This window comes from Marivirga tractuosa (assembly GCF_042140215.1).
In the GTDB taxonomy this organism is placed as follows: Bacteria; Bacteroidota; Bacteroidia; order Cytophagales; family Cyclobacteriaceae; genus Marivirga; species Marivirga tractuosa_A.
The window spans coordinates 2,245,577-2,269,177 of sequence record NZ_CP159478.1; the positions used below are offsets into that span (position 1 = coordinate 2,245,577).

A 23,601-nucleotide genomic window follows, 5' to 3' on the forward strand; every position below is an offset into this window, starting at 1 on the left:
GTGTAGATTTAAGTGGCAAGCTTGAGGGATATGATGCCAACGGTGGGCACGCGTTATGCTTCGCAACGCGCGCTATTGGAGTTTTGCTGTATGGCAAATTATTGAGGCAGATTAATGCCTGAATCGGAAATATTTCAATAATTTAAGAACAAAGTCATTTAGCCATAGAAATGATAAAAGATAAAACAACCAATACGTTAATATCGGTAGATCAAGGTGCATTTGGTACAATGACAACTGGGTACATTAAAGAATTAGTTTTTTTTAGTGATAAAATATTTTGTCAATTTGTACCAAATACGGTATTGCAATTACTAAGCAAGAATTATTAGTGTTAATAAATGAATAAATGTCTAGAGATAAAGAAAGTTGGTATGACTGGTTTTTATTTATGATGGGTCTCCCCATTTCATTAATCGGCGGGATCTACGGCTACGTAAGGTTTGATTACTTATCATACAGAGATCCTAGTGAAATATCAAGTACTGGAAGATTATTACTAGCAATGGGCAGAACCTCGGAACGGGTTACAGACGGATATGGTGCTGAATGCATTTTGATTTACTTTATTTTGCAAGGGTTACTATGCTTTTACTTTGGTTACAAAAAATTAAGAAAAAAAGTAAATGATGATGATTATGATAAGATCATGCTCTTTTTTATGAGGTTTCGTAAAAACATTTTAAAAAAAAACAAATGATTATTCAAGGCTGAAAAATAAGAAGCCTACAAATCTACCTCAACCAAAAAAATTAAATTAAGGTACTGAAATATGAAAAAAACTTTAGTGATATTCTTTATTACACTAAGCGCTTTGGGGCAGTTGTTGGCTTTTTCTGGCAGTAAAAGCACAGATAGTGTAGATTTAAGTGGCAAGCTTATTGAATATGATGCCAGCAGTGGGCACGCGTTATGCTTCGCAACGCGCGCTATTGGAGATTGAAAAGGAAGCGTTAATGGATATCGAACTTTTTAAAGCAGGTGAGATTGATGATATGGACTGGATTTTCCTAGACAAAGGCCAAGTCAGCCTTGAGCAATTGTTAAAAACACCAGTTGCTAGAGCTGATGGGAAAGTACTGATTTTAATGAAATAGAAATGAATAAAGTAACAGTAAAAGAGCTTAAGCAAAGAGAAGATAATTTACAAGAGTGGCTGACTAATAAAGATTTATTTTTAGGTGAATGGATTAAGAGTTTGCCAAAAGAGTATTCAATATCAATGGATTTTGGAGTTGATTCATTATTGAAATTAGGCGAGTACATAATTAATAGATATGATACCCCAAATGCAATATTAAAAACAGAAAACCCGAAAGAAATTGATGCAATTTCATTCTATATAGGTGAAGTTTTCATAAAAAATATATCTGGAGACAATAAATGGATTATCTCTGATGCTCCGGTAAAAAAAGAAGTGTATAATTTCTATTTTAATGTTGATGGGAATTTTGGGGCATTTAATCCATTTAATTCATGTGTCCCCAATATTCTTTACTCAAAAGAAAGTGATAAGATTTATGCTTTATTTCAATTAAAGAAGGCATATGTAAAGGATAAATTAGTTGAAGCGTCTTCAGATAGTAGAATCCCTGGCAAAGGAGGTTTTAGCTATCAGTATTTTATTCTGGTCAAGGATGAATCTTTCGATTTAAAGGAGATAGAGCAAGCATTAAAAGCTTATTATGCTAAGAAGGGTTCAGGGGATAGGGTTTATTTCCATAATGAACAACACCTGTTGGTAAATATGGAAGGTGATTACTATTTTCATTTTCAGCTAGATACGAGCGAGGGTGTTTTAAAGGAATCCGAAGAGATAGCTAAGAATTACATTGGCAGCAAGGACAAAACTATTATAGCTTCGTGCAAAAGTCGTGTTGAGTTTTGGGGAGACGAAGACTCAGATGGGGATTTTATTAACGACCACATGTATCTATTAGAGCAGTTAATGCAAAATGATAAACTACTAATTTTTGATTTTAGGAACGGAGTATTCTTTGATGAATAGTATATAAGTTTAAATAACAAAAGGCAAAAGACTAACCACTTTCACCTCAACCAAAAAAATTAAATTAAGGTACTGAAACATGAAAAAAACTTTACTGATATTCTTTATTACACTAAGCGCTTTGGGGCAGTTGCTGGCTTTTACTGGCAGTACAAGCACCGATAGTGTAGATTTAAGTGGCAAGCTTGAGGGATATGATGCCAACGGTGGAGATGGACACACACGAGACGCGTGCGCCAGCGGGGGGAGCTATGACTACTGGTTACATTCAAGAATTAGTTTCTGATGATGAATAATAGATGGATAAGAAGTAGTTTCTGGCTTTTACTATTATGTGCCTCAATTTATGCTACCATGAAATTTGATTCACTCTTTGTTTGTGAAAGGTCATTACCTCTTGATGGTTTAGAGTCATGGTTAATAATAATTTTTACTGTGATTTTTTTACATAGATTCCTTTTTTCAGTATTTGTGAAATTGAATAAAGATCGTATAGTCCAGTTGTTTCTTTTATTAACACTAGTCTATTTCGCTATAATTTTAAAGATGGAAAATAAAACTGAAATTGATGATTTAAAAGAAAATGGTGGCGTAGTGATTTCTTCGAAAATTTTGTCAAAACATTCTTCTAAAAAGGGAAGATGTCACTTTACTGTCTTATATAATTATCAGGGTAATTCCTTTGACAGATTCATGGAAGTACACGATGAGGATTTTAGGAGTAAAACTGAAGGGGATACAGTGCTGGTTTTGTTCTCTCCCACCTGTCGTTCTACAATTATAAAATATGATTTCTACCCTTCGGAATCGGATATTAAAAAATGCTTAAATGGTTGTGAGTTTGAATATGGAAAAAAAGGATTAAGTCAGATAAAAAGTAAAAAACAAGAGGTGAAAGACTAACCCCTTTCACCTCAACCAAAAAAATTAAATTAAGGTACTGAAATATGAAAAAAACTTTACTGATATTCTTTATTACACTATGCACTTTGGGGCAGCTGCTGGCTTTTTCTGGCAGTGCAAGAACCGATAGTGTAGATTTAAGTGGCAAGCTTATTGAATATGATGCCAACAGTGGAGATGGACACACGCGAGACGCGTGCGCCAGCGGGGTTTTATACTCACGAATTAACTGAATATCAGAGGTACAAAAACTTAGGAGTACCGGATGGGCAAAACCCTTCGGGCGTTTGGGATAATACTCATGCCGCAAGTTTGGAGGATTATGCTATTCATGAAGGCACTTCTCCAATTTATCACCCTGATGCACCTTAACTACAATGAAAATATCAGAACAAATAAAAAAAATGGTGTTATGCTACCTAGTGTCAATTGGTGGCAGGCTATCTTATTACAAGTTTGACCGAATGATAGTCTATAATTTTAAAACAGACATTCCTCCTAGCGATTTTTTAAGGGCATTTCTTGACTCTGGCCATATTGAAAAGATTGTACCTGGAAATGATCAGATGGAGTCATTTGAAATTACCGAATCAGGCAGGGAGTATGTTGAGAATGAAATAAAAGAAGCACAACAGGTTTTGGAAAAATCTAGTGACGTGATTAAAGATCTTAACCCAGACAGTGTGGAGTTGCTAGTTCCTTTTCTCAAGTTTTCCATTGCAGATAGGAACTTCAGAATATTTGTTCTACTGGATAGTAGAGATAGTAAATTAGTTTTGACATTGCCTAATAATCAACCAGAAGCGGTAGAGCACGATGAATTTCTTGTTCGAAATTTTTTAGAGAGCCCTTCGGCTTTGATAAGGAGAATAGAAAGCCAGGTTCGTTTATTGAAGGGAGGATAGAAGGTTAAAAAGCTATCAAGAAGGTCGGACTGTTATGATTTATAGCATTTTTGCCCTTGGTCGACTGGTGGAGAATGCTAGATGATGCCCACGTGCTAGGAGTTCTGAAACGTGATCCTGTTAGGTTAGGAAAGATTAACAATTATATAAAATATGAACGTGTTTGAGAAATATAATCTGGAGTTAAAGACTATTTTGGATAGAAGCCATTTTGTGACTGATATTGAAAGTTTTCAAATACTTGCCCAGTTTTTAGACTTGTGGAATAGGTCTAAAGATATAAAAGAAGATTTACTACCAGAGTTAAATGCAGTAGTAAATGGAGAAATGGAGTTTTATGATATAGGTGCTGATGTGGTTGGTTTAGCTTATATTGAATCTAATGCAACCAAGTTAATTGGAAGTAATGTTGGTTACTCTGATTTAGAATTGCCTACATCGGACTTTAAGGAATTAATTATTCAATGGCTCTCGATTTTGGAAAAAGAGGGAAGATGAATTTTATGTAAGTTTCGAGCAAAAAGCGTACACATGATTATAATTAAATACTTTGTATCCTCAATTGAATGAAAGTTTTTGAATACATATTAAAATTTGGATTTATGTTAGGGCTAAGTTTTGCACTTATCCTAGCAATTGCACCTACATTCTATCGGAATGCTAAATCGCAGCATCCATCAACTGCCGATGTCAAGATTGTACGGTTGAGTATCGATTACGCTTTTGATTCGAAAGACTACCTCGGCTTACGGCTATTCACTTCAAATGATCAATTAGTGAAGGTAAACCTATATATACCAGAAAATGAGCATATTGAATTGATCAGCTATTTAGCTGAATATGGAATTCTTTCTATGGATAACTGGAATAAACAAATACCCTTGGAATTAAACAAAACAGAAATATTAAACATTGGAATGAATCTTAACACTAAGATAGAAGATGATGGTCAAATGGAATGGTTGCGAGCGAATGATGAATATCTTATAGGGAATTCTCCATGGGTAAGACATATATCACTTTATGTATTAAGTGTTGTATTTTTTATTGTAGGACTTGGAGCTTTGTTATTGACAATCATTGCATTTTCTCAGACCTATAAGACTTATAAAGAAACAGGTTCTTTCCCAAGCCTTCCAAATTCTGTATTGAGTAAAATAAAAGGTTTTAAGTATTTGGTCAATGGTTTTAAGGATATGGAAGATAATAAAAATGAAAAAAAATAATAGATTTTTAAACGGTGAATAAACAATATACTAATTTACCTCAACCAAAAATATTAAATTAAGGTACTGAAACATGAAAAAAACTTTACTGATATTCTTTATTATACTAAGTGCTTTAGGGCAGCTGCTGGCTTTTTCTGGCAGTACAAGCACAGTTAGTGTAAGTGTAAGTAGCAATAAATCAACTGATGCAGCAATTTCACTTTCTGAAGAGGCTGCTTTAGCTATAGCTGCTCATAATTTATTAACAATCAAAGCAGACGCTCAACTTATTGATTCAGTAAATAGACCCACATTTAGCCTATTTATCAATTAGCCAATATTTAAACTATAATTGCTATTCATAATAAAATTAAAAGAAGATTGGATTCAGTTAATCTAAAATTAAATTTTTCTTTATTATTCTACCATGATTATTTATCGCTTTATTTATATTGGTGGAAAATTAACATAATCCATAAACTATGATACCAGAACTAAAGAATTTATCAGATTCAGAAATTAACCTTCTAAAGAAAATACCCGCAATGGTAACCATTTTAATTGCAGGAGCTGATGAGCAGATTAGTAGGAGTGAATTAAAAAAAGCTGTAAATGTTACTAATATAAAACAAAGTAAAGCCAGAAAGGAATTATTAAGTTATTATCAAGAAATAGCGCCAGATTTTGAGAAAAGTTTAAATGACTTATTGGCTTCTTATCCAAGCGATGCTGAAATTAGAAGCAAGCAGGTGATAGAGGAAATAGAAAGACTAAACGATATTTTATCCAAAGTCGATAGATATTGGGCACTTCAATTCGTAAGTTCAATGAAAGATCTTGCTAAGAAAGTTGCCGAAGCAGCTGGTGGGGTTTTCGGTTATTTATCTATAGGCTATGAGGAGTCGAAATTGATTGATTTAGAAATGATAAAAGTACCTAACTGAAAAAGTACTTTTATTGCTTACCAATAGTTGATTCACGCTTAATCAAGGCTGTTTTCATAATGTGAGTTTTATGCTTTATAGTCTTGTTTTCTCTTTTCAAACTTAATTCTTCAATTAATAGCTCAATAGCTTTTTTTCCCATTTCATAATCAGGTTGGGAAATAGAAGATAATGCAGGTTCCACCACTGAGGAAATTTCCCAATTGCTAAAGCCAATCACAGCAATATCATCTGGTATGAGCAAGCCATTTTCTTTTATGGCCTCTATAGCTCCAACTGCAGTGATGTCAGTCGCACAAAAAATACCATCTGGAATTTCCTTTTCCGAAAGTAATTTTATTGTGGCTTTATATCCTTCCGATCTTGATTCAAGATTACAATTTATAACATAATGCTCATTGAAAGTTTTTTGATGGTCTGTTAGGGCTTTTTGATATCCTCTTAGCCGCTCCTTTGTAGTATGGGGAGTGAGTGAGCCGGTAATATGCGCTATTTTACTTTTCCCAATGCTAATTAAATGTTCAGTAGCTATGTAGGCACCGTTATAATCATCACATATTATCTTTGCAGCATCTATTTCTTGAGTAATTCTATCAATTAAAATGACGGGAACATCATGGTCTTGCAAATGTTTTAAATGCTCAACATCTTGTGTGTTATCCGAAAGAGAAATGATTAAGCCATCAATCATACTTTTTTGGAAAGTTTTAACGCCCTTTAATTCAGATTCAAAAGATTCATTACTTTGGAATAACATAACATTATAACCATATTTCTCCGCCTCGTTGATAATTCCGCTGATGATATTGGAGAAAAAGTGGTGTACAATCTTTGGAATGATCACACCAATTATAAAAGATTGCTGATTTTTAAAATTTATAGCAAATTGGTTTCTTTGATAATGAAGTTTTTCAGCTAACTCAAATACCTTCCTTTTAGTCTCAAAGCTAATGTCAGGTTTATCATTTAAAGCCCTAGAAACGGAAGGTATACTTAATCCTAATTCCTTCGCCAAATCTTTCAATCTAATATTATGTTTACCCATTCTGATGTTATTTTGATAAAAACGCTTCTATTTATTTAGAATAATTATAAATAAACGGCAAAAATATTTACGTAATCGTTTACGTGGAATAGTAAGTGTACAAAATACACACAAAGCCTTGCAAGGAAATTATGTAATATTTACATTGTTGTTAAGTTTAAGTTAAAAACCAAATATAATATAAACAGTTATGAATTAGAATGTATGATTAAAATGTAAAATCAGAAAAATTAAAATTAAATTATGGAACTATTAAACGGCTAAAATTCAAAAATTCATGAGACACTTTTTACTAATTATGACGAGTGTGTTTTGGTTATCCTTAGGAAGCCTTTATGCACAAGACAGGACAGTCACAGGAACCGTGACAGACTCAAAAACCGGAGAGGGTCTTCCGGGTGTAAACGTATTGGTAGTAGGTACTTCAAATGGTGCGACTACTGATTTTGATGGTAAATACAAGCTTTCTGTTTCAGGAAACGTAAGCTTGAAATTTTCTTACATTGGCTATAAATCTCAAACTAAAGAAGTTGGAAGTAAAAGCGTTATCGATGTTAAATTGCAAGAGGATGTTGAACAACTATCTGAAGTAGTAGTAGTCGGTTACGGTCAAGTAGAATCTAGAGATGCTACTGGTGCTGTGGAGCGTGTTACTTCTAAAGAATTCAATGCGGGTGTTATTTCTTCTCCAGAGCAATTGATTCAAGGTAAATCAGCAGGGGTTCAAATTACTTCAGCTTCTGGTGAACCAGGCGCTGGGGTAAATATCCGTGTAAGGGGTAGCTCATCCGTAAGAAATGGTAATAATCCATTATTCGTAGTAGATGGTATTCCTTTATCTGGTAATGATGTTACGGCTGGTGAACCAGATGGTGGATTAGGAACTTCTAGTCCTAGAAACCCATTAAACTTCTTGAATCCTAATGATATAGAAAGTATGGACATCTTAAAAGATGCTTCTGCTACTGCTATATATGGTGCTAGGGGTGCTAATGGTGTAATCTTAATTACTACCAAAAGTGGAAAAGGCTTAGGAAAGCAAATTACATACAATGCCAACGTAAGTATATCTGCTCCTGCTAATCGTTATAACTTATTAAATAGAGATCAATACTTAGAAGGAGTTGCAAGTTTAGGCTCAAATCCTGATGATGTTCGTTTCGATAATGCTGACACAGATTGGCAAGATGAAATATTTAGAACTGCAGTTTCAAATAAGCATGATGTTTCTTATGCTGATTCTTATGAATCTGGAAGCTACAGAGCATCTATTGGTTATGAAAATCAAAACGGTATTGTGCAAAGTGCATCATTAGAAAGGTTTAACGCTAGATTAAATTGGAATCAGAGATTGATGGATGATAAATTAACATTTAATACTTCTGCCAATGTTTCTAGAGTAAACGATAGCTTTGCACCTATTACGAACAATGCCGGTTTCCAAGGAGATTTATTGGGTGCGGCCTTAATTGCGCCACCAACATTAAATCCTGATTTCCAAACATTAGGTTTCCTAAATCCAAATAACCTTTTAGAGTATAATCAAGATTTGGCTGAGACTAATAGGGCTTTAATAAATATTTCTGCCGATTATGATATAACTGAAAGTTTTAACTTTAGAATTAATGGAGGTTTGGATTTTGCAAATTCAGTTCGTAATTCCGTAACTTCTAGAGACTTAGTAATTGATACAAGAGGGATTACCAATAATGGTAGAGGAAGTAATGTAGAAAATGTTAATAGAAGTACATTATTCGAAGCGCTATTGAACTACAATAAAAAAGTTGGAGAGGGTAACTTAGATATTTTAGCAGGTTATTCATACCAAGACTTTAGGTTTACAGGTCGCAGCGTCTCAGGTTTTGGTTATGGTACTTCAGATTTGGATGCCATGGTTGATCAAACTATTCAAGCGGGTAATACTGTAAGAGACGCTATTAATGGTGATTATCAGCAATATGGATACAATCCTGGTAATAATACATTCTTTACTAATCAATTTGGTAATGCTCCTACTTTAGGTAATCCAGGAAATATTCCAGTAAATGCTATTGTAGAAAACAATTACGGGAACTATAATGAGTTACAATCATTCTTCGGTAGAGTTAATTACAATCTATTAGATAAATTCCTGTTTACTGCTACAATTAGAACTGATGGTTCTACTCGTTTTGGTGGTAATAATAAATACGGTGTTTTCCCTTCAGGAGCATTTGCCTGGAGAATTTCTGATGAAGATTGGGCTTCAAGTGCTTTTGATAACCTAAAATTAAGATTAGGCTATGGTGTAACTGGAAATCAAGAGATTCCACATAACTTACACCAAAGAAGACAATCTTTTGGAGGCATAGACATCAATAATGATGGTACCATCCAGCAACCAGGAAGAACTAATGTGGCATTTGAGAACCCTGATTTAAGATGGGAGCAAACTGCAATGTACAATGGTGGTTTTGATTTTGGTATCCTAAATAACAGATTAACAGGTAGTATCGATTATTATTATAAAAACACTACTGATTTGTTAATTCAAATTTTCTCTCCACAGCCTGCAGCAACAGACTTTACTTGGAGAAACCTAGATGCTAATGTAATCAATCAAGGTTTTGAATTGATGATGGATTTCGTAGCCATTGATAATGGAGACTTTACATGGAATGTAGGATTTAATCTTTCTAGAAATGATAATAAAGTAAGAAACTTAGGTGCTTTCTTCTTTGATACTGGAAATATATTTGGTCAAGGTCTTTCTGGAGCTTTTGCTCAAAGAATTGCCAATAACCAACCACTTTTTGCCTACTATATGGTAGAATCCGATGGTTTTGACGAAGATGGTTTGAATGATGTGGAAGATGAAACTCCAGAATTGACAGGTCAATTTCCTATTCCTGTTTGGAACTTTGGATTTAACACCACTGCAACTTAAAAAACTTTGATTTCGCCTTGTATTTAAATGGTCAAGGTGGTCACCATATCTACAACAATACTGCCAATGCCTTCTTTACTGCAGGTAGTTTAGGTAGTGGTAGAAACGTTACGGAAGATGTTTTAGAAAGTGGTGAAGCTCAAGGAAATACACCAATTGTTTCTACAAACTTTTTAGAAAAAGCGGATTTTTTAAGATTGCAAAACCTTTCAGTAGGATATAATTTTGACTTAGGAGAAAACAGTTTCATTAAGGCAATGAGAGTTTCAGCAAATGCTCAAAATCTATTTGTTTTGACTAATTATAGTGGAATTGATCCTGAAGTATCCAATACTGCGAGCAGAAATGGAATACCATCATTTGGTATTGACTATACTCCATTTCCAAGACCGCGAACTTTAACAGTAGGTCTTAATGTTACATTTTAAAAAAATATTAAAATGAAAAATTTTAAAAATATATTATTAACATCTTTAGCGGTAACAGCTTTTAGCTGTACCGACTTAGAAGTAGAGGAAATTGACTCAGAAGTAATTGAGCAAGATTTTAGTACGGTGAATGTAGGTGAAAACCTAACAGGATTGTATAATACGTTTGGTGGATTTATGATTTACCAAGATAATACTTACGCATTAATGTCTTTAAGTGGTGATGAACACTTAATTCCTACTAGAGGTACTGACTGGGGAGATGGTGGAGTTTGGAGACAAATTCATCAACATTCTTGGAATTCAAGCCATCCACAAATATTGAACTCATGGAATGGACTCAATGGAATGACTTTTTCAGCAAATCAAATCTTATTATCAGATCCAGATGCTCAAGAAGAGGCTGAGGCCAGATACATGAGAGCATTGGCAACTTTCTTGATTTTAGATCTTTGGGGTAAGGTTCCGGATAGAGATCCATCGGCTTCAGTTTTAGAAGATCCAGTTATATTATCTAGAGAGGAAGCGGTTGCTAGAATAACTGAAGATCTAGCGGATGGTCAAATTAGTAATCTTCCGTCAGCTGGCCCTGGAAATCCAGATGGTTTAAGAGTTGCTTCAAAAGCATCTGCTTTATTTTTAAGAGCTAAATTCCATTTAAATAAGCATATTTTATTAAATGGTGGAAATAGTGGTGCTACTGCTGAAAATGCTGATATGCAACAAGTGATTGCTGATGTTGATGCAATTACTGCGGAAGGGTTTTCTATCCAAGATGACTATTTTGGTATATTTGAAGACCCATCAATGAGTTCAGAAGCGATATACATCATAACTGGTGGTGATGGTTCAACTCCTAGGATAGCAAATACTTTGCATTATAATCATAACTTTATCTTGAATGGTGGTGGATGGAATGGTTTTGCTACAACTTCTGAATTTTACTCTTTGTTTGAAGGGCCTGATGACACAAATGCACCTGCAAGTGGACAAGAAGAAAGAAGAGGATTTGTACCAAATGATAATTTAGGTAGAGGAATGTTGTACGGGCAGCAATATAATTTCGATGGTGAAGCATTAGAAACTAGAGGTGGTTCTCCATTGTTCTTTACAAGAGAAATGCCAGAAGAAATTACTGGGCATGGTGAAGCAACTGGTATTAGAATGATCAAATACCCACCTCAGTTAACTGATGGGGGTGAACCAGGTGTTGGACCTCCATTCCAAATTTTTATGAGATATGCAGATGCTTGGTTAATGAAAGCAGAAGCCTTACACAGATCAGGTAATTCAGGACAAGCATTAATTATGATTAATGAGTTACGTGATTTACGTGAAGCAACTCCTTTAGCTAGCCTTTCGGATGATGACATCATTGATGAAAGAGGCCGTGAATTGTATATAGAATTCTGGAGAAGACAAGACTTAATTAGATTTGGGGATTTCTTGGAGCCTTGGTTGTATAAACCACAATCAGGAGAGGAAAGATTATTATACCCAATTCCAATTACAGCAGTGAGTACCAATCCTAATTTGGAGCAAAATCCAGGTTATTAAATTTAATTAACAACTAAAAAAGGGTAATGGATTATTTTCCATTATCCTTTTTTATACATTTATGCTTACAAAAAGCCTAAATAATCATGTCTGTAAGATATTCCTTTTTTTATTGCTTAAGTCTTATTTTTATGTCACTTTTAGCTTGTGAAAGTAGCCCTGAAAGTGAAAAGACTGATAATATAAATACCACTTTTGAATTACTTGATTCTACCCAAACGGGTATTACCTTTCTTAATCAAGTAGAGAATAAAGATAAATTCAATATTTTTTCCTATCGTAATTTCTATAATGGAGGAGGAGTAGGCATCATCGATATTAATAATGATGGCCTCCAAGATATTATTTTTACAGGAAACCAAGTCAATAATAAACTCTACCTCAATAAAGGCAATTTTCAGTTTGAGGACATTACGGAAAGTGCTGGCTTAAAAGGTTATGGTGGTTGGAGCACAGGGGTAAGTATCATTGACCTCAATCAAGATGGTTTTAAAGATATTTATATTAGTAATGCAGGTTATCAAGAAGGCAGTGAACCTGTAAATGAATTATTCATCAATAATGGTGACAATACTTTCACCGAAAAAGCAGCTGAATATGGTTTAGATGAACCAGGCTATACCACCCATGCAGCCTTTTTTGATTATGATGGGGATGGAGATTTGGATGTTTATATTCTTAATAATTCATTTATACCAGTAAACACACTCAATAATAGCAATAAAAGAGATTTATATGCCGAAGATTGGGACGTAAAAGATTTTGTAAAAGGCGGTGGAGATAAATTGCTCCGAAATGATGATGGAAAGTTTGTAGATGTAAGTAGAGAAGCAGGAATTTACGGTTCATTAATTGGATTTGGCCTAGGTGTTACGGTTGGAGATGTTAATGGAGATCATCTGCAAGATATATACGTTTCCAATGATTTCTTTGAGAGGGATTATCTCTATATCAACCAAGGAGATGGCACATTTTCCGAAGATAGCAAAAAATGGATGGGGCATATGAGTTTGGCTTCCATGGGAGCTGATTTAGCCGATATCAATAACGATGGCTATCCTGAAATATTCACCACTGAAATGATCCCTGAAACAGATCAACTGATCAAGCAGAAATTACAGTTTGAAGATTATAATACCTATCAACTCAAACTCAGAAGGGACTTTTATCATCAATACATGCACAATGCTTTACAGCTAAATACTGGAAACGGAAGCTTTCATGAAATAGCCTGGTATGCTGGTGTTGCTCAATCCGATTGGAGCTGGGGAGCCCTAATGTTTGATGCCAACATGAGTGGTTATAATGATATTTTTGTTTGTAATGGGGTCTACCAAGATGTAACGGATGCTGATTTTATGGATTTCTTTGCTAACGATGTGGTGCAAAGAATGGTCTTGACTGGTAAAAAGGATAAAATGGAGGATGTTTTAGCGAAAATGCCAAGTAATCCTCAAGCTAATAAAATGTTTATCAACCAAGGGGATTTGCAATTTAGCAGCCAAGAAAAAGAGATGGGCTTAGGACAAGAAACATTCTCTAATGGTGCAGCCTATGCCGACTTAAACAATGATGGAAGTCTGGATTTAATAGTGAATAATTTAAATCATCCTTCTTCAATTTATAAGAGCAATGCTAAAACAGACAGTACGCACTATCTTAAAGTAGCACTGGACTTCGAAAAGCCTAATCGTGATGCTATTGGGGCCAAAGTGCAGGTTTTCGCAGAAGGAAATCAGTTTTATAGGCAAATGATGCCAAGCAGAGGGTTTCAATCTTCTGTAGATTATAACCTTCACTTTGGTTTAGGAAATATTACAAAAATTGATTCACTCAAAGTCATTTGGCCTAATAAGATGATTAGTGTTATTCAAGAGCCAAAAATTGATTCATTATTGACCATCAGTTACAAAAGTATATCCAAAGAAAAAGGGAGATTTGAAACACCATTTCTAAAGGAAACGGAAGATCAATTCTTCAAGCAAGTCGATAATGGCTTTCAGAAACATAAAGAAGATAATCATGTGGACTTTTATTATGAAGGCTTAATTATGAGAATGTTGTCCAAGGAAGGTCCTGTAGTGGAAGTAATCGATTTAAATAATGATGGATTAGAGGATGTGATTATAGCTGGTGCAGTAGGGCAAGCTAGCAGTATTTATTTTCAGCGATCCAATGGCGAATTTAAATCAATACAATTTGATGATGTTGATAAGGAAGTAACTGCTATTCATGCATTTGATGCAAATGAAGATGATTTATTGGATATTTATTTCGGTTACGGTGGAAATCATAAGGCTCAAGCTACTCCTGTTTTTAATGATAAGCTGTTTTTACAAACCGCTTCTGGAAATTTTGAAATACAAGAAAACGCCATTCCTGAAACGGGATTTAATACTTCAGTTGTCTTAAGTTTCGACTATGATGAAGATGGTGATATGGATTTATTTGTAGGCAGCCGTTCAGTTCCACAAGAATATGGAGAAAGCCCTAAGAGCTTTCTACTTGAAAATGATGGAAATGGCAACTTTAAAGACATGACCGTCAGAAGAGCAAAAGAATTGGATGGATTGGGAATGATTACAGATGCCAAAATTGTGGATATTGATCAGAATGGTAATCAAAACTTAATCATTTCAGGTGAATGGATGGGTGTTGAGATTTTCGAAATAGCAGGTAAGCAGTTAAAAAGATTGGAAGATAATCCTTTAAAGAATTCTAAAGGCTGGTGGAATGCTGTTGAAATAGCTGATTTAAACAATGACGGTTTGCCTGATTTGGTTTTAGGCAATAGAGGGGATAATTTTTACTTTTCTGCAACAGATGAAATGCCTGTCAAAATATGGTTAGAAGATTTCGATTCTAATGGGGACAAAGATAAAATTTTAACCAGAACAGTTGAAGGGGAGGATATGCCGATTCAGCAAAAAGGAGAAATGATAAGTCAAATCCCAAGCCTGAAAAAGCAAAGTCTGAAATATAAGGATTATGGTACCAAATCAATTCAGGATTTATTTGGGCCTGAAAAAATTGAAGGAGCGTCCTTTAAATCTGTCAATACTTTCCAGACGACTGTCTTGCTCAATAAAGGCAATGGAGAGTTTAAAAAAGCTAATTTACCTTACGAGGTGCAGTTTTCAGCTGTTCACGCCATTGAAATAATGGATATAGATGAAGATGGCAATTTGGATTTGATTTTAGCTGGGAATGAAGGAGATTTTAAACCACAATTCGGTAAGTTGGATGCAAATGATGGATTAGTTTTGTTTGGAGATGGAAAAGGTAATTTTGATATCATTTCTGAATACAAAAGCTTAGGGTTAAGTGGGAATATTCGATCTATAAATCCTATTCAAATTCAGGATCAAAAACATTTAATTGTAGGAATTAATAATAAAGAGGCTGTTTTATTACAAATCAGAAAATAAAAAATGATAATAAATAAAGTGAGTAGAACACATTCAAATCATATCATTTCCTATTTAAAAGGCTGCTTAGCACTTTTTACTTTTTTAAGTATATTCTCAGCTTGCAGCGATTCAAAAGAGTCTTATTTTGAACTATTAGAAGCTGAAAAAACAGGCTTACATTTTGAGAATACATTGGAGCAGACAACTGAGTTTTCCTTTTTTGATTATATGTATTTTTATAATGGAGGTGGTGTTGCTGCAGGGGATTTCAATAATGATGGCTTGGTAGATTTATTTTTCACTTCCAATATGGGGGAAAATAAAATGTTCTTAAATCAAGGGGATTTTAAATTCAAAGATATAAGTGAAGAGGCTGGTATAAAAGGAGATGGTTATTGGTCAACGGGTGCTTCAGTGGTAGATATCAATCAGGATGGAATGCTTGATATTTATGTTAATGTGGTGGGTGATCATGAGATTTTAAAAGGATCTAATCAACTCTTTATTTGTAAAAAAATTGAAAATGGTATTCCGATTTTTGAAGATGAAGCCATTGCTTACGATTTAGATTTAGCCGGTTTTGGAACTCAGGCTGTTTTTGCTGATTTTGATAAAGATGGCGATTTGGATATGTTTCAACTGAACCATAGTGTTCATCAAAATGGAACATTTGGAAAGCGAGAATCATTTCAGGGGGAGACCAGTAATGTTTCAGGGGATCGATATTTCAGAAATGATAATGAAACATTTGTAAATGCTACTCAAGAAAGTGGGATTAACAGCTCTGTTATTGGATATGGCCTTGGAGTAGTCGTTGGTGATGTGAATAATGACGGCTATCCTGATATTTATGTAGGCAACGATTTTCATGAAAACGATTATCTCTACATTAATCAGCAAGATGGTACTTTCAAAGAAATGCTGACTGAACAAATGCAGCATACCAGTCGGTTTTCCATGGGGGTAGATATGGCAGATATCAATAATGATGGTTTTAATGACATCATTTCACTGGATATGTTGGCCTATGATCCTCAAATATTAAAAAGCAGTTTGGGAGAGGAGGCTTTTGACGTTTACCGTTTCAAAAAAGACTTTGGGTATAATGATCAATTTGCCCGTAATAATCTCCAACTTAATAATCAAAATGGCACCTTTAGCGAAATTGCGCTTTATGCAGATATTTATGCCACTGATTGGTCATGGGCACCGCTTTTCATGGATTTCAATAATAATGGCCAAAAGGATTTATTCGTTTCCAATGGAATTCCTCGTAGGATGAATGATATCGATTATATCAATTACATGAGTTCTAATGAAGATCAGCGAAAAAAAACCGAGATGGGGGTAGTCGACAAAGAGGATTTGGAAATTGTGGAACGTATGCCAAAAATCAAATTGCCGAATCGTTTTTTCTCCAATAATGCAGACTTAAGTTTTGATGATGTTAGTACTCAAATCAATAATAATCAAAATTCCTATTCCAACGGAGCAATCTATGTTGACCTGGATAATGATGGGGATTTGGATATAGTAGTCAATAATTTGGAAGACAAACCCTTCATTTATAAAAATAAGGCTGTTGAAGAGGATAGAAGTGGTAAGTATTTGCAATTGGAATTAGAAGGCACTGAAAAGAACCGAAATGCAATTGGAAGCCGTGTAATTGTAGAGTTGACAAATAACAAAAAACTAAATTATGAATATTTTCCTGTAAAAGGATTTCAGAGTTCGGCACAAGATAAATTCCATGTCGCAATAGGAGATAGCAGTCTAGTTGAAAATATCCAATTGATTTGGCCAGATGGGAAAACTCAAAATCTGAATAACCTAGACTACAATAAAGCTCATAAAATTGAATATCAAGGAGGATTATCCGCTTTTGATTATACTACACTTCAACCAAGTAAATTTGATTACAGAGCAGTTGAAATGCAGGACTCATTAGGTTTAGATATAGTTCATGAAGAAAATCAATTTGTAGAATTCATAAGAGAGCCTTTAATGCCTCACATGGTATCCTCAGAAGGCCCAGCACTTGCTGTTGCAGATATTAATGGAGATGGGAGAGAAGATTTCTTTATTGGTTCTGCTAAGCGTGAGGAAAGTCAAATCTGGTTACAAACTGAAAGTGAGGAGTTCGAATTAATGGAACAAGCATTAATCAAAAGTGATAATAATTTCGAGGACGTGGACGCTGTTTTTGCGGATGTAGATAATGATGGAGACCTAGACTTAATCATTGCTTCAGGTGGTAATGAATACAGGGGAGATTCTGAATACCTTACCCAACGAATTTATTTGAATGATGGTGAAGGCAATTTTAGTGAAAAATATGTTTTTGAGGACAGCCATATGACAGCATCATCGGTTATTATTGCAGATTTTAATGGTGATGGTTTTCAGGATGTGTTTTTTGGTGGGCGAGCGGTTCCTTATGGTTATGGTTTGGCACCAGGTTCTAAACTTTACCTCAATAATCAAGATGGAACTTTTACTTTGGCTAATGAGGATTTCGCTCCATTTTTAAATGAAATGGGAATGGTGACGGATGCCTCAGTAGCAGACATAAATGACGATGGTAAACCTGATATTATTTTGGCAGTCGAATGGGAATCTATCAAAGTCATGATCAATGAAGGTGATAAATTTTCGGTGCAAGAAGTAGGGAATGAAAAAGGGTGGTGGAAGCATGTAAAAACTGGAGATTTTGATGGGGATGGCAATATGGATATCTTAGCAGGCAACATAGGAGAAAACGCTAGATTTAAACCAACGGATAATGAGCCAGTCAATTTATACATCAAAGATTTTGATGATAATGGTCAAACTGACCCATTATTGACTTATTTTCTGAATGGAAAGGAAATTCCTTTTGCTAATCATTCTGAAATATTGAAGCAATTGCCTAATCTTAAAAAGGAGTGGAAATATGCTCAGGATTTTTCCAGAGCTGATTTAAATGAAATATTTGGAGCAGACGCATTAAACTCTGCTAAAAAGTTATCTGCAAATGATTTTTCAAGTTATTTTTATAAAAATAATGGAGATGGTACTTTTGAAGCTATTGCCTTGCCAATGGAGCTTCAAATTTCTACTTTAAATGCGATAGCGTTTATTGATAATGATAATAGGGAACTATTAGGGGCTGGAAATTTTTATGAGAATAATATTGAAATGGGTAAATATGATGCCCAGTATGGAACACTTTTTCAAATTCAAGATTCTAGCTTTAACATAAAGAGAGTGAAAGGCTTGAGGCTTGATGGTCAGATTAGGAAATTGAGATCTATTAAGGTGAATGGTAAACAATATGTATTGGTTGCCAGAAATGATAATAGTTTGAAATTGATAGCTTTTGAAAATATAAATAAGTAATAAATGAAGGGTACAGTATTTTATTTTTTAGTGTTTTTTGGGTTCTTTTTTTCTTGTAGCCCATCTGAAAATCATAAAACTGTAGTAGAAGCGAAAGATTTGCATTCATTGATGCAAAAAGTAACTGATGTGACAGTTCATGATATTTTTTCTCCTCCAGTGGCCAGTAGGGTTTATGTTTACCCTTCTATAGCTACTTATGAAGTATTAGCCTTGGAAGACTCATCGTTTCGCCCTTTGGCTGGGCAATTAAATGGTTTACAGCCCATTCCTGCTCCTAAAGAGGCTAATGTGAATTTTAAAATAGCAGCTCTTTATGCTAATTATCTGACTTCTAAAATGCTGATTTTTTCAGAAGAGAAAATGGAGGAATGGCTGACAGAATGGAAGTCTGATCTGGAAAAAAGGGGGATGTCAGATGATGAATGGGAAGCATCAGTTAATTATGCTAAAACAGTCCATCAACATATAGTGGCTTGGGCAGATGAAGATAATTACAAGGAAACCCGAACCATGTCCAAGCATCCTTTGAGTGACAAACCTCATCATTGGGAGCCTACACCGCCTGCTTACATGGCTGCAATAGAACCTCATTGGAATAAAATCAGGCCTTTTGTGTTGGATAGTGCCAACCAATTTATTCCACAACCTCCTTATGAATTTAGCATGGAAGAAAGCAGCCCCTTTTATAAAGAACTAATGGAAGTTTATGAAGTCGTGAAAGGTGTGGATAAAGAAAAGAAGGAAATAGCTTCATTTTGGGATTGTAATCCTTATGTGATGAATATCACAGGCCATGTGATGTTTGCTACCAAGAAAATTACACCTGGTGGTCATTGGATGGGAATTACAAAAATTGCTTCTGTTTTAGATTCTGCAGATTTAATGAAAAGTAGTTATGCTTATACTAAGACCTCAATTGCTTTAGCCGATGGTTTTATTTCTTGTTGGGATGAAAAATATCGGTCTAATTTAATTAGACCAGAAACTATCATTAATAGAAAAATAGATGATGATTGGACGCCTACATTGCAAACTCCACCTTTTCCAGAATACACCAGTGGGCATAGTGTGATTTCTACTGCTGCTGCCAATGCCTTAACTGATGTTTATGGTGACAACTTTAGTTTTGTCGATAGCACAGAGGTTAAATTTGGACTTCCTTCTCGAGAATTTAATTCATTTATGGAAGCCTCACAAGAAGCGGCTATCAGCAGATTGTATGGAGGTATTCATTATAGAAGAGCAATAGAGGAAGGAATTTGGCAAGGTCAAAAAGTTGGAGATTTGATAAGAAAAAATATAGAATTCAAAAATAATAATGCAATTGCGGAAAATTAATCATGAAAAAGCTGTTCAATAAGTTTAGAATCTATTTCTTCTTTTTTTTAGTATTGATTTTTTCTTCCTGCGCAGAAGTAGCAGAAGAAAGAAATCTTCAAAGCGAAAATCAGCTAGAAGATTTCACAGCGTTTTATGATTCTGAGTTATTTAGAACAGTTCAATTAGAAGGGGTGTTTGAAGATTCTAAAACCTTTGTGGATTGTAAACCTAAAATGGGTTTAAAAAAAATCCAGATTAGCTTTTTAGCAGAAAGAAATAAACAGGATTTTGATTTAAAAGCTTTCGTTTTAGAGCATTTTGAACTACCAGAAAATCCCAAAACTGATTTTGAATCCGATAAGGAAAAGGATATGTATGAACATATCGAAAGTCTTTGGCCAATATTAACCCGTCCGAAAGATTCTATTCAAAATGCTTCCTTAATTCCACTACCAAATGCTTATGTAGTTCCTGGAGGTCGTTTTAGAGAGATTTATTATTGGGATTCCTATTTTACTATGCTTGGCCTCAAAGCTTCTGGGAAAGAAGACTTGGCAATCAATATGTTGGATAATTTCGCCTATTTAATTGATGATTTGGGTTTTATCCCCAATGGAAATAGGGCTTATTATACGGGAAGGAGTCAGCCGCCTTTCTTTGCTTTAATGGTGGATGAACTGACCTCTAATAATCGTTCAAAATTTATTTCATATCAACCTCAATTATTGAAAGAATATGAATTTTGGATGAGTGGAAGTAAAAAATTATCTGAAGCTAATCCTGCTATAAAAAGAGTAGTTTTATTGGAAGATGATATCGTGCTGAACAGATATTTTGATGAGTATGCCAAAGCTAGGCCTGAATCATTCAAAGAAGATTATGAATTGGTGCATGAAAATGGATTGGATGAGGAGAAAACGTATCTTCATTTAAGAGCTGGGGCTGAATCTGGTTGGGATTACAGCAGTAGATGGTTTGAAAATTCTCAGGAAATGAAAACAATTCAAACCACTGATATTATCCCTATTGATTTAAATGTGCTTTTATATTTTCTTGAAATTAAAATTGCTCAAGCTTATAACTGGAAGGAACAACTTGATAGTGCTGACATTTACCTCGAAAAAGCTAATAAGAGAAAAAATGCAATCAACAGCTTACTATGGGATGAAAAGGCTAAGCGCTATTCGGATTTTAACTTTGCTAAAAATGACCATACCAATATTTTAAGTATGGCCACTGCCTATCCGCTTTTTGCCAAAATTGCCCCTAAAGACAAAGCACGCTCGGTTATCAAACAAATGAAAAATAATTTATTACTAGATGGTGGCTTTGTAAGTACTACAATTGAAAGTGGACAGCAATGGGATTATCCCAATGCCTGGGCTCCTTTACAATGGATTGGGATTCAAGCACTATTTAATTATGGAGAGCATGATTTAGGCTTGGATGTAATGGATAGATGGCTGAGCTTAAATGAAAAAGTATACCAACAGACTGGTAAGATGATGGAGAAATACAATGTTGCAGATACTAGTCTGCAAGCAGGAGGGGGAGAATATCCATTACAAGATGGCTTTGGATGGACTAACGGAGTAGCTGTAGCGATGAAGAAGATATTGGAGGAGAAGGATGCGATAGCACTTGATTGATGTTGTTCATCTGAGCATATCAAGCATTTCTATATACCATTCAGCAAAACTCATTTTTTATTTTCAAAAAATCCCTCTAATTTCCGCTAATGGAAAACGATAAAGAGTTGGAAAATAATGAACCGCCCGTTTTAGGGAAGTGGAAGAATTTCTACTGGTTATTGATTATCGTGCTTATTAGTTTAATAGGTATTTTTTACGCCATAACCCGATATTTTGCATGAGCGCTTTAGATTGGATTGTCCTTTTCGGAACCCTTATAATGATTGTAAGCTATGGTGTTTATAAAACCAGAGGTAGCAAAAACATAGAATCCTATCTAAAAGGAGATAATAGCATGAAATGGTGGACAATTGGGTTGTCTATCATGGCGACTCAAGCCAGTGCCATTACTTTTTTATCCACTCCAGGCCAGGCTTATGAAAGTGGTATGGGTTTTATTCAGTTTTATTTTGGATTGCCGATTGCCATGATCATTCTGAGCATCTGGGTTTTACCAATCTATTATAAATTAAAAGTTTATACTGCTTATGAATATTTAGAATCACGTTTCGATTTAAAAACCAGAATTTTAGGTGCATTTCTATTCTTAATTCAAAGAGGTTTAGCGGCAGGAATCACCATTTATGCTCCAGCTATTATTCTATCTTCTATTTTAGGTTGGCCTTTGGTTTATACTACAGTTATCATAGGCTCATTAGTAATCATTTACACGGTAAGTGGAGGTACAAAAGCGGTAAGTCAAACCCAAAAGCATCAGATGATTATCATGATGGGAGGGATGATAGTGGCTGGGCTTTTTGTGGTGAAATTGCTTCCTGAGGATATAGGAATAGTGGAGGCCACAAAACTAGCAGGTCATCTAGGAAAATTAGAATTGATTAATACTGAAGTGGATTTAGAAAATCGCTATACTTTATGGACAGGTTTATTGGGAGGCTTGTTTGTGGCTTTATCCTATTTCGGAACTGACCAATCGCAAGTAGCAAGATATTTATCAGGTAAAACCTTAACAGAAAGTAGGCTGGGATTAATGTTCAATGGTTTATTGAAAATACCTATGCAGTTTGTTATTTTGTTTATTGGTGCCTTGGTATTCGTGTTTTATCAATTTAATCAGGCTCCTGTATTCTTTAATGAAGCAGCAAAAGATGAAGTCTACTTGAATGAAGAACAAAAAGAAAAGTATCAAGCAGTAGAACAGGAGTACTCCAATTTATTTGAAGAGAAAAGAAGGCAAATCCAATTATTGTCAAATGCTGAAGGGGGGCAAATTGATGATTTAAAAGAGTCGATAGCAGTTATTCATAAGAATGAAGAGCAATTAAGAGATGAGGCTAAAGCTATAATAAAAGCTACAAATGACGATCTAGAAACCACTGATACTGATTACGTTTTCATCACTTTTGTAATGGACAACTTACCCAAAGGAATTATCGGGCTATTATTGGCCGTAATTTTCTCTGCCGCTATGTCCTCAACAGCTTCCGAGCTAAATGCGTTGGCTTCCACCAGTATAATCGATATTTATAAAAGAAATATATACAAAAAAGGTAGTGAAAAACATTATTTAATAGCTTCTAAGCTTTTTACGCTTTTCTGGGGATTGGTAGCCGTGTTTTTTGCCACTTTTGCTGGTTTGTTGGATAACCTTATCCAAGCCGTAAATATTTTAGGGTCAATATTTTATGGCACCATATTAGGTATTTTCTTATCAGGATTTTTTATTAAATACATCAAAGGAAATGCTGTATTCGCTGGAGCAATAGTAGCACAAATAATCGTTTTATACTTTTATTTCTTTACCGATACGGCTTACCTATGGTTCAATTTATTAGGCTGTGGAATAGTGATTTTAGTAGGTTTATTTTATCAATATTTCAAGAATAGGTAATTTCGCTTTTATGGAGAAGAATT

20 protein-coding genes are annotated in these 23,601 nt (G+C 34.7%); 19 read left to right on the plus strand and 1 reads right to left on the minus strand.

Annotation, left to right across the window (positions count from 1 at the left end):
• Nucleotides 1-349: 349 nt before the first annotated feature.
• From ABWH96_RS10220 to ABWH96_RS10265, 10 genes are all read left to right on the plus strand, one after another.
• On the plus strand, nt 350-700 hold the full coding sequence (locus ABWH96_RS10220) for a hypothetical protein (protein ID WP_375581353.1): 351 nt from the start codon (nt 350-352) through the stop codon (nt 698-700).
• Between the two features lie 187 nt (nt 701-887).
• Entirely contained in the window at nt 888-1,097 is a 210-nt protein-coding gene (locus ABWH96_RS10225) for a hypothetical protein (protein ID WP_375581354.1), read from the plus strand.
• Nucleotides 1,098-1,099: 2 nt separating this feature from the next.
• The gene (locus tag ABWH96_RS10230) at nt 1,100-2,008 is read left to right on the plus strand and encodes a hypothetical protein (protein WP_375581355.1); all 909 of its coding nucleotides are present in this window, start codon (nt 1,100-1,102) and stop codon (nt 2,006-2,008) included.
• Between the two features lie 546 nt (nt 2,009-2,554).
• A complete protein-coding gene (locus tag ABWH96_RS10235; protein ID WP_375581356.1) occupies nt 2,555-2,911 on the plus strand; it encodes a hypothetical protein in 357 nt (118 codons plus the stop codon).
• 159 nt (nt 2,912-3,070) lie between these two features.
• A complete protein-coding gene (locus tag ABWH96_RS10240) occupies nt 3,071-3,283 on the plus strand; it encodes a hypothetical protein (RefSeq protein WP_375581357.1) in 213 nt (70 codons plus the stop codon).
• A 92-nt stretch (nt 3,284-3,375) separates the two neighbouring features.
• Nucleotides 3,376-3,816, plus strand: a complete 441-nt coding sequence (locus ABWH96_RS10245) for a hypothetical protein (protein WP_375581358.1) — start codon at nt 3,376-3,378, stop codon at nt 3,814-3,816.
• Between the two features lie 153 nt (nt 3,817-3,969).
• Nucleotides 3,970-4,314, plus strand: a complete 345-nt coding sequence (locus tag ABWH96_RS10250; RefSeq protein WP_375581359.1) for a hypothetical protein — start codon at nt 3,970-3,972, stop codon at nt 4,312-4,314.
• A 104-nt stretch (nt 4,315-4,418) separates the two neighbouring features.
• Nucleotides 4,419-5,042, plus strand: coding sequence for a hypothetical protein (locus tag ABWH96_RS10255; RefSeq protein WP_375581360.1), 624 nt, complete (start codon nt 4,419-4,421; stop codon nt 5,040-5,042).
• Nucleotides 5,043-5,115: 73 nt separating this feature from the next.
• Entirely contained in the window at nt 5,116-5,358 is a 243-nt protein-coding gene (locus ABWH96_RS10260; protein ID WP_375581361.1) for a hypothetical protein, read from the plus strand.
• Between the two features lie 148 nt (nt 5,359-5,506).
• Entirely contained in the window at nt 5,507-5,968 is a 462-nt protein-coding gene (locus ABWH96_RS10265; RefSeq protein WP_375581362.1) for a hypothetical protein, read from the plus strand.
• Between the two features lie 10 nt (nt 5,969-5,978).
• Here ABWH96_RS10265 and ABWH96_RS10270 read toward each other — a convergent pair whose 3' ends face one another.
• Nucleotides 5,979-7,013 (minus strand): LacI family DNA-binding transcriptional regulator, encoded by a 1,035-nt coding sequence (locus ABWH96_RS10270; protein ID WP_375581363.1) that lies wholly within the window; start codon nt 7,011-7,013, stop codon nt 5,979-5,981.
• Nucleotides 7,014-7,290: 277 nt separating this feature from the next.
• On the opposite strand from ABWH96_RS10270, the gene ABWH96_RS10275 reads away from it, so the two are divergent.
• From ABWH96_RS10275 to ABWH96_RS10315, 9 genes are all read left to right on the plus strand, one after another.
• Nucleotides 7,291-9,939, plus strand: a complete 2,649-nt coding sequence (locus ABWH96_RS10275) for a SusC/RagA family TonB-linked outer membrane protein (RefSeq protein ID WP_375581364.1) — start codon at nt 7,291-7,293, stop codon at nt 9,937-9,939.
• 17 nt (nt 9,940-9,956) lie between these two features.
• Complete coding sequence (locus tag ABWH96_RS10280) at nt 9,957-10,367, plus strand: hypothetical protein (RefSeq protein ID WP_375581365.1); 411 nt, start codon at nt 9,957-9,959, stop codon at nt 10,365-10,367.
• Between the two features lie 12 nt (nt 10,368-10,379).
• A complete protein-coding gene (locus ABWH96_RS10285; RefSeq protein WP_375581366.1) occupies nt 10,380-11,924 on the plus strand; it encodes a RagB/SusD family nutrient uptake outer membrane protein in 1,545 nt (514 codons plus the stop codon).
• Between the two features lie 131 nt (nt 11,925-12,055).
• Nucleotides 12,056-15,352 (plus strand): VCBS repeat-containing protein, encoded by a 3,297-nt coding sequence (locus ABWH96_RS10290; RefSeq protein WP_375581367.1) that lies wholly within the window; start codon nt 12,056-12,058, stop codon nt 15,350-15,352.
• A gap of 3 nt (nt 15,353-15,355) precedes the next feature.
• The gene (locus tag ABWH96_RS10295) at nt 15,356-18,712 is read left to right on the plus strand and encodes a VCBS repeat-containing protein (protein WP_375581368.1); all 3,357 of its coding nucleotides are present in this window, start codon (nt 15,356-15,358) and stop codon (nt 18,710-18,712) included.
• Nucleotides 18,713-18,715: 3 nt separating this feature from the next.
• Nucleotides 18,716-20,053 carry a vanadium-dependent haloperoxidase gene (locus tag ABWH96_RS10300; protein WP_375581369.1) on the plus strand — a complete coding sequence of 446 codons (1,338 nt, stop codon included), beginning with the start codon at nt 18,716-18,718 and terminating at the stop codon, nt 20,051-20,053.
• A gap of 2 nt (nt 20,054-20,055) precedes the next feature.
• Complete coding sequence (treF, locus tag ABWH96_RS10305) at nt 20,056-21,684, plus strand: alpha,alpha-trehalase TreF (protein WP_375581370.1); 1,629 nt, start codon at nt 20,056-20,058, stop codon at nt 21,682-21,684.
• A gap of 89 nt (nt 21,685-21,773) precedes the next feature.
• Nucleotides 21,774-21,908 carry a hypothetical protein gene (locus tag ABWH96_RS10310; protein WP_375581371.1) on the plus strand — a complete coding sequence of 45 codons (135 nt, stop codon included), beginning with the start codon at nt 21,774-21,776 and terminating at the stop codon, nt 21,906-21,908.
• A complete protein-coding gene (locus tag ABWH96_RS10315; protein ID WP_375581372.1) occupies nt 21,905-23,578 on the plus strand; it encodes a sodium:solute symporter in 1,674 nt (557 codons plus the stop codon). Before ABWH96_RS10310 ends, ABWH96_RS10315 begins: the two co-directional genes overlap by 4 nt.
• Nucleotides 23,579-23,601 lie beyond the last annotated feature (23 nt).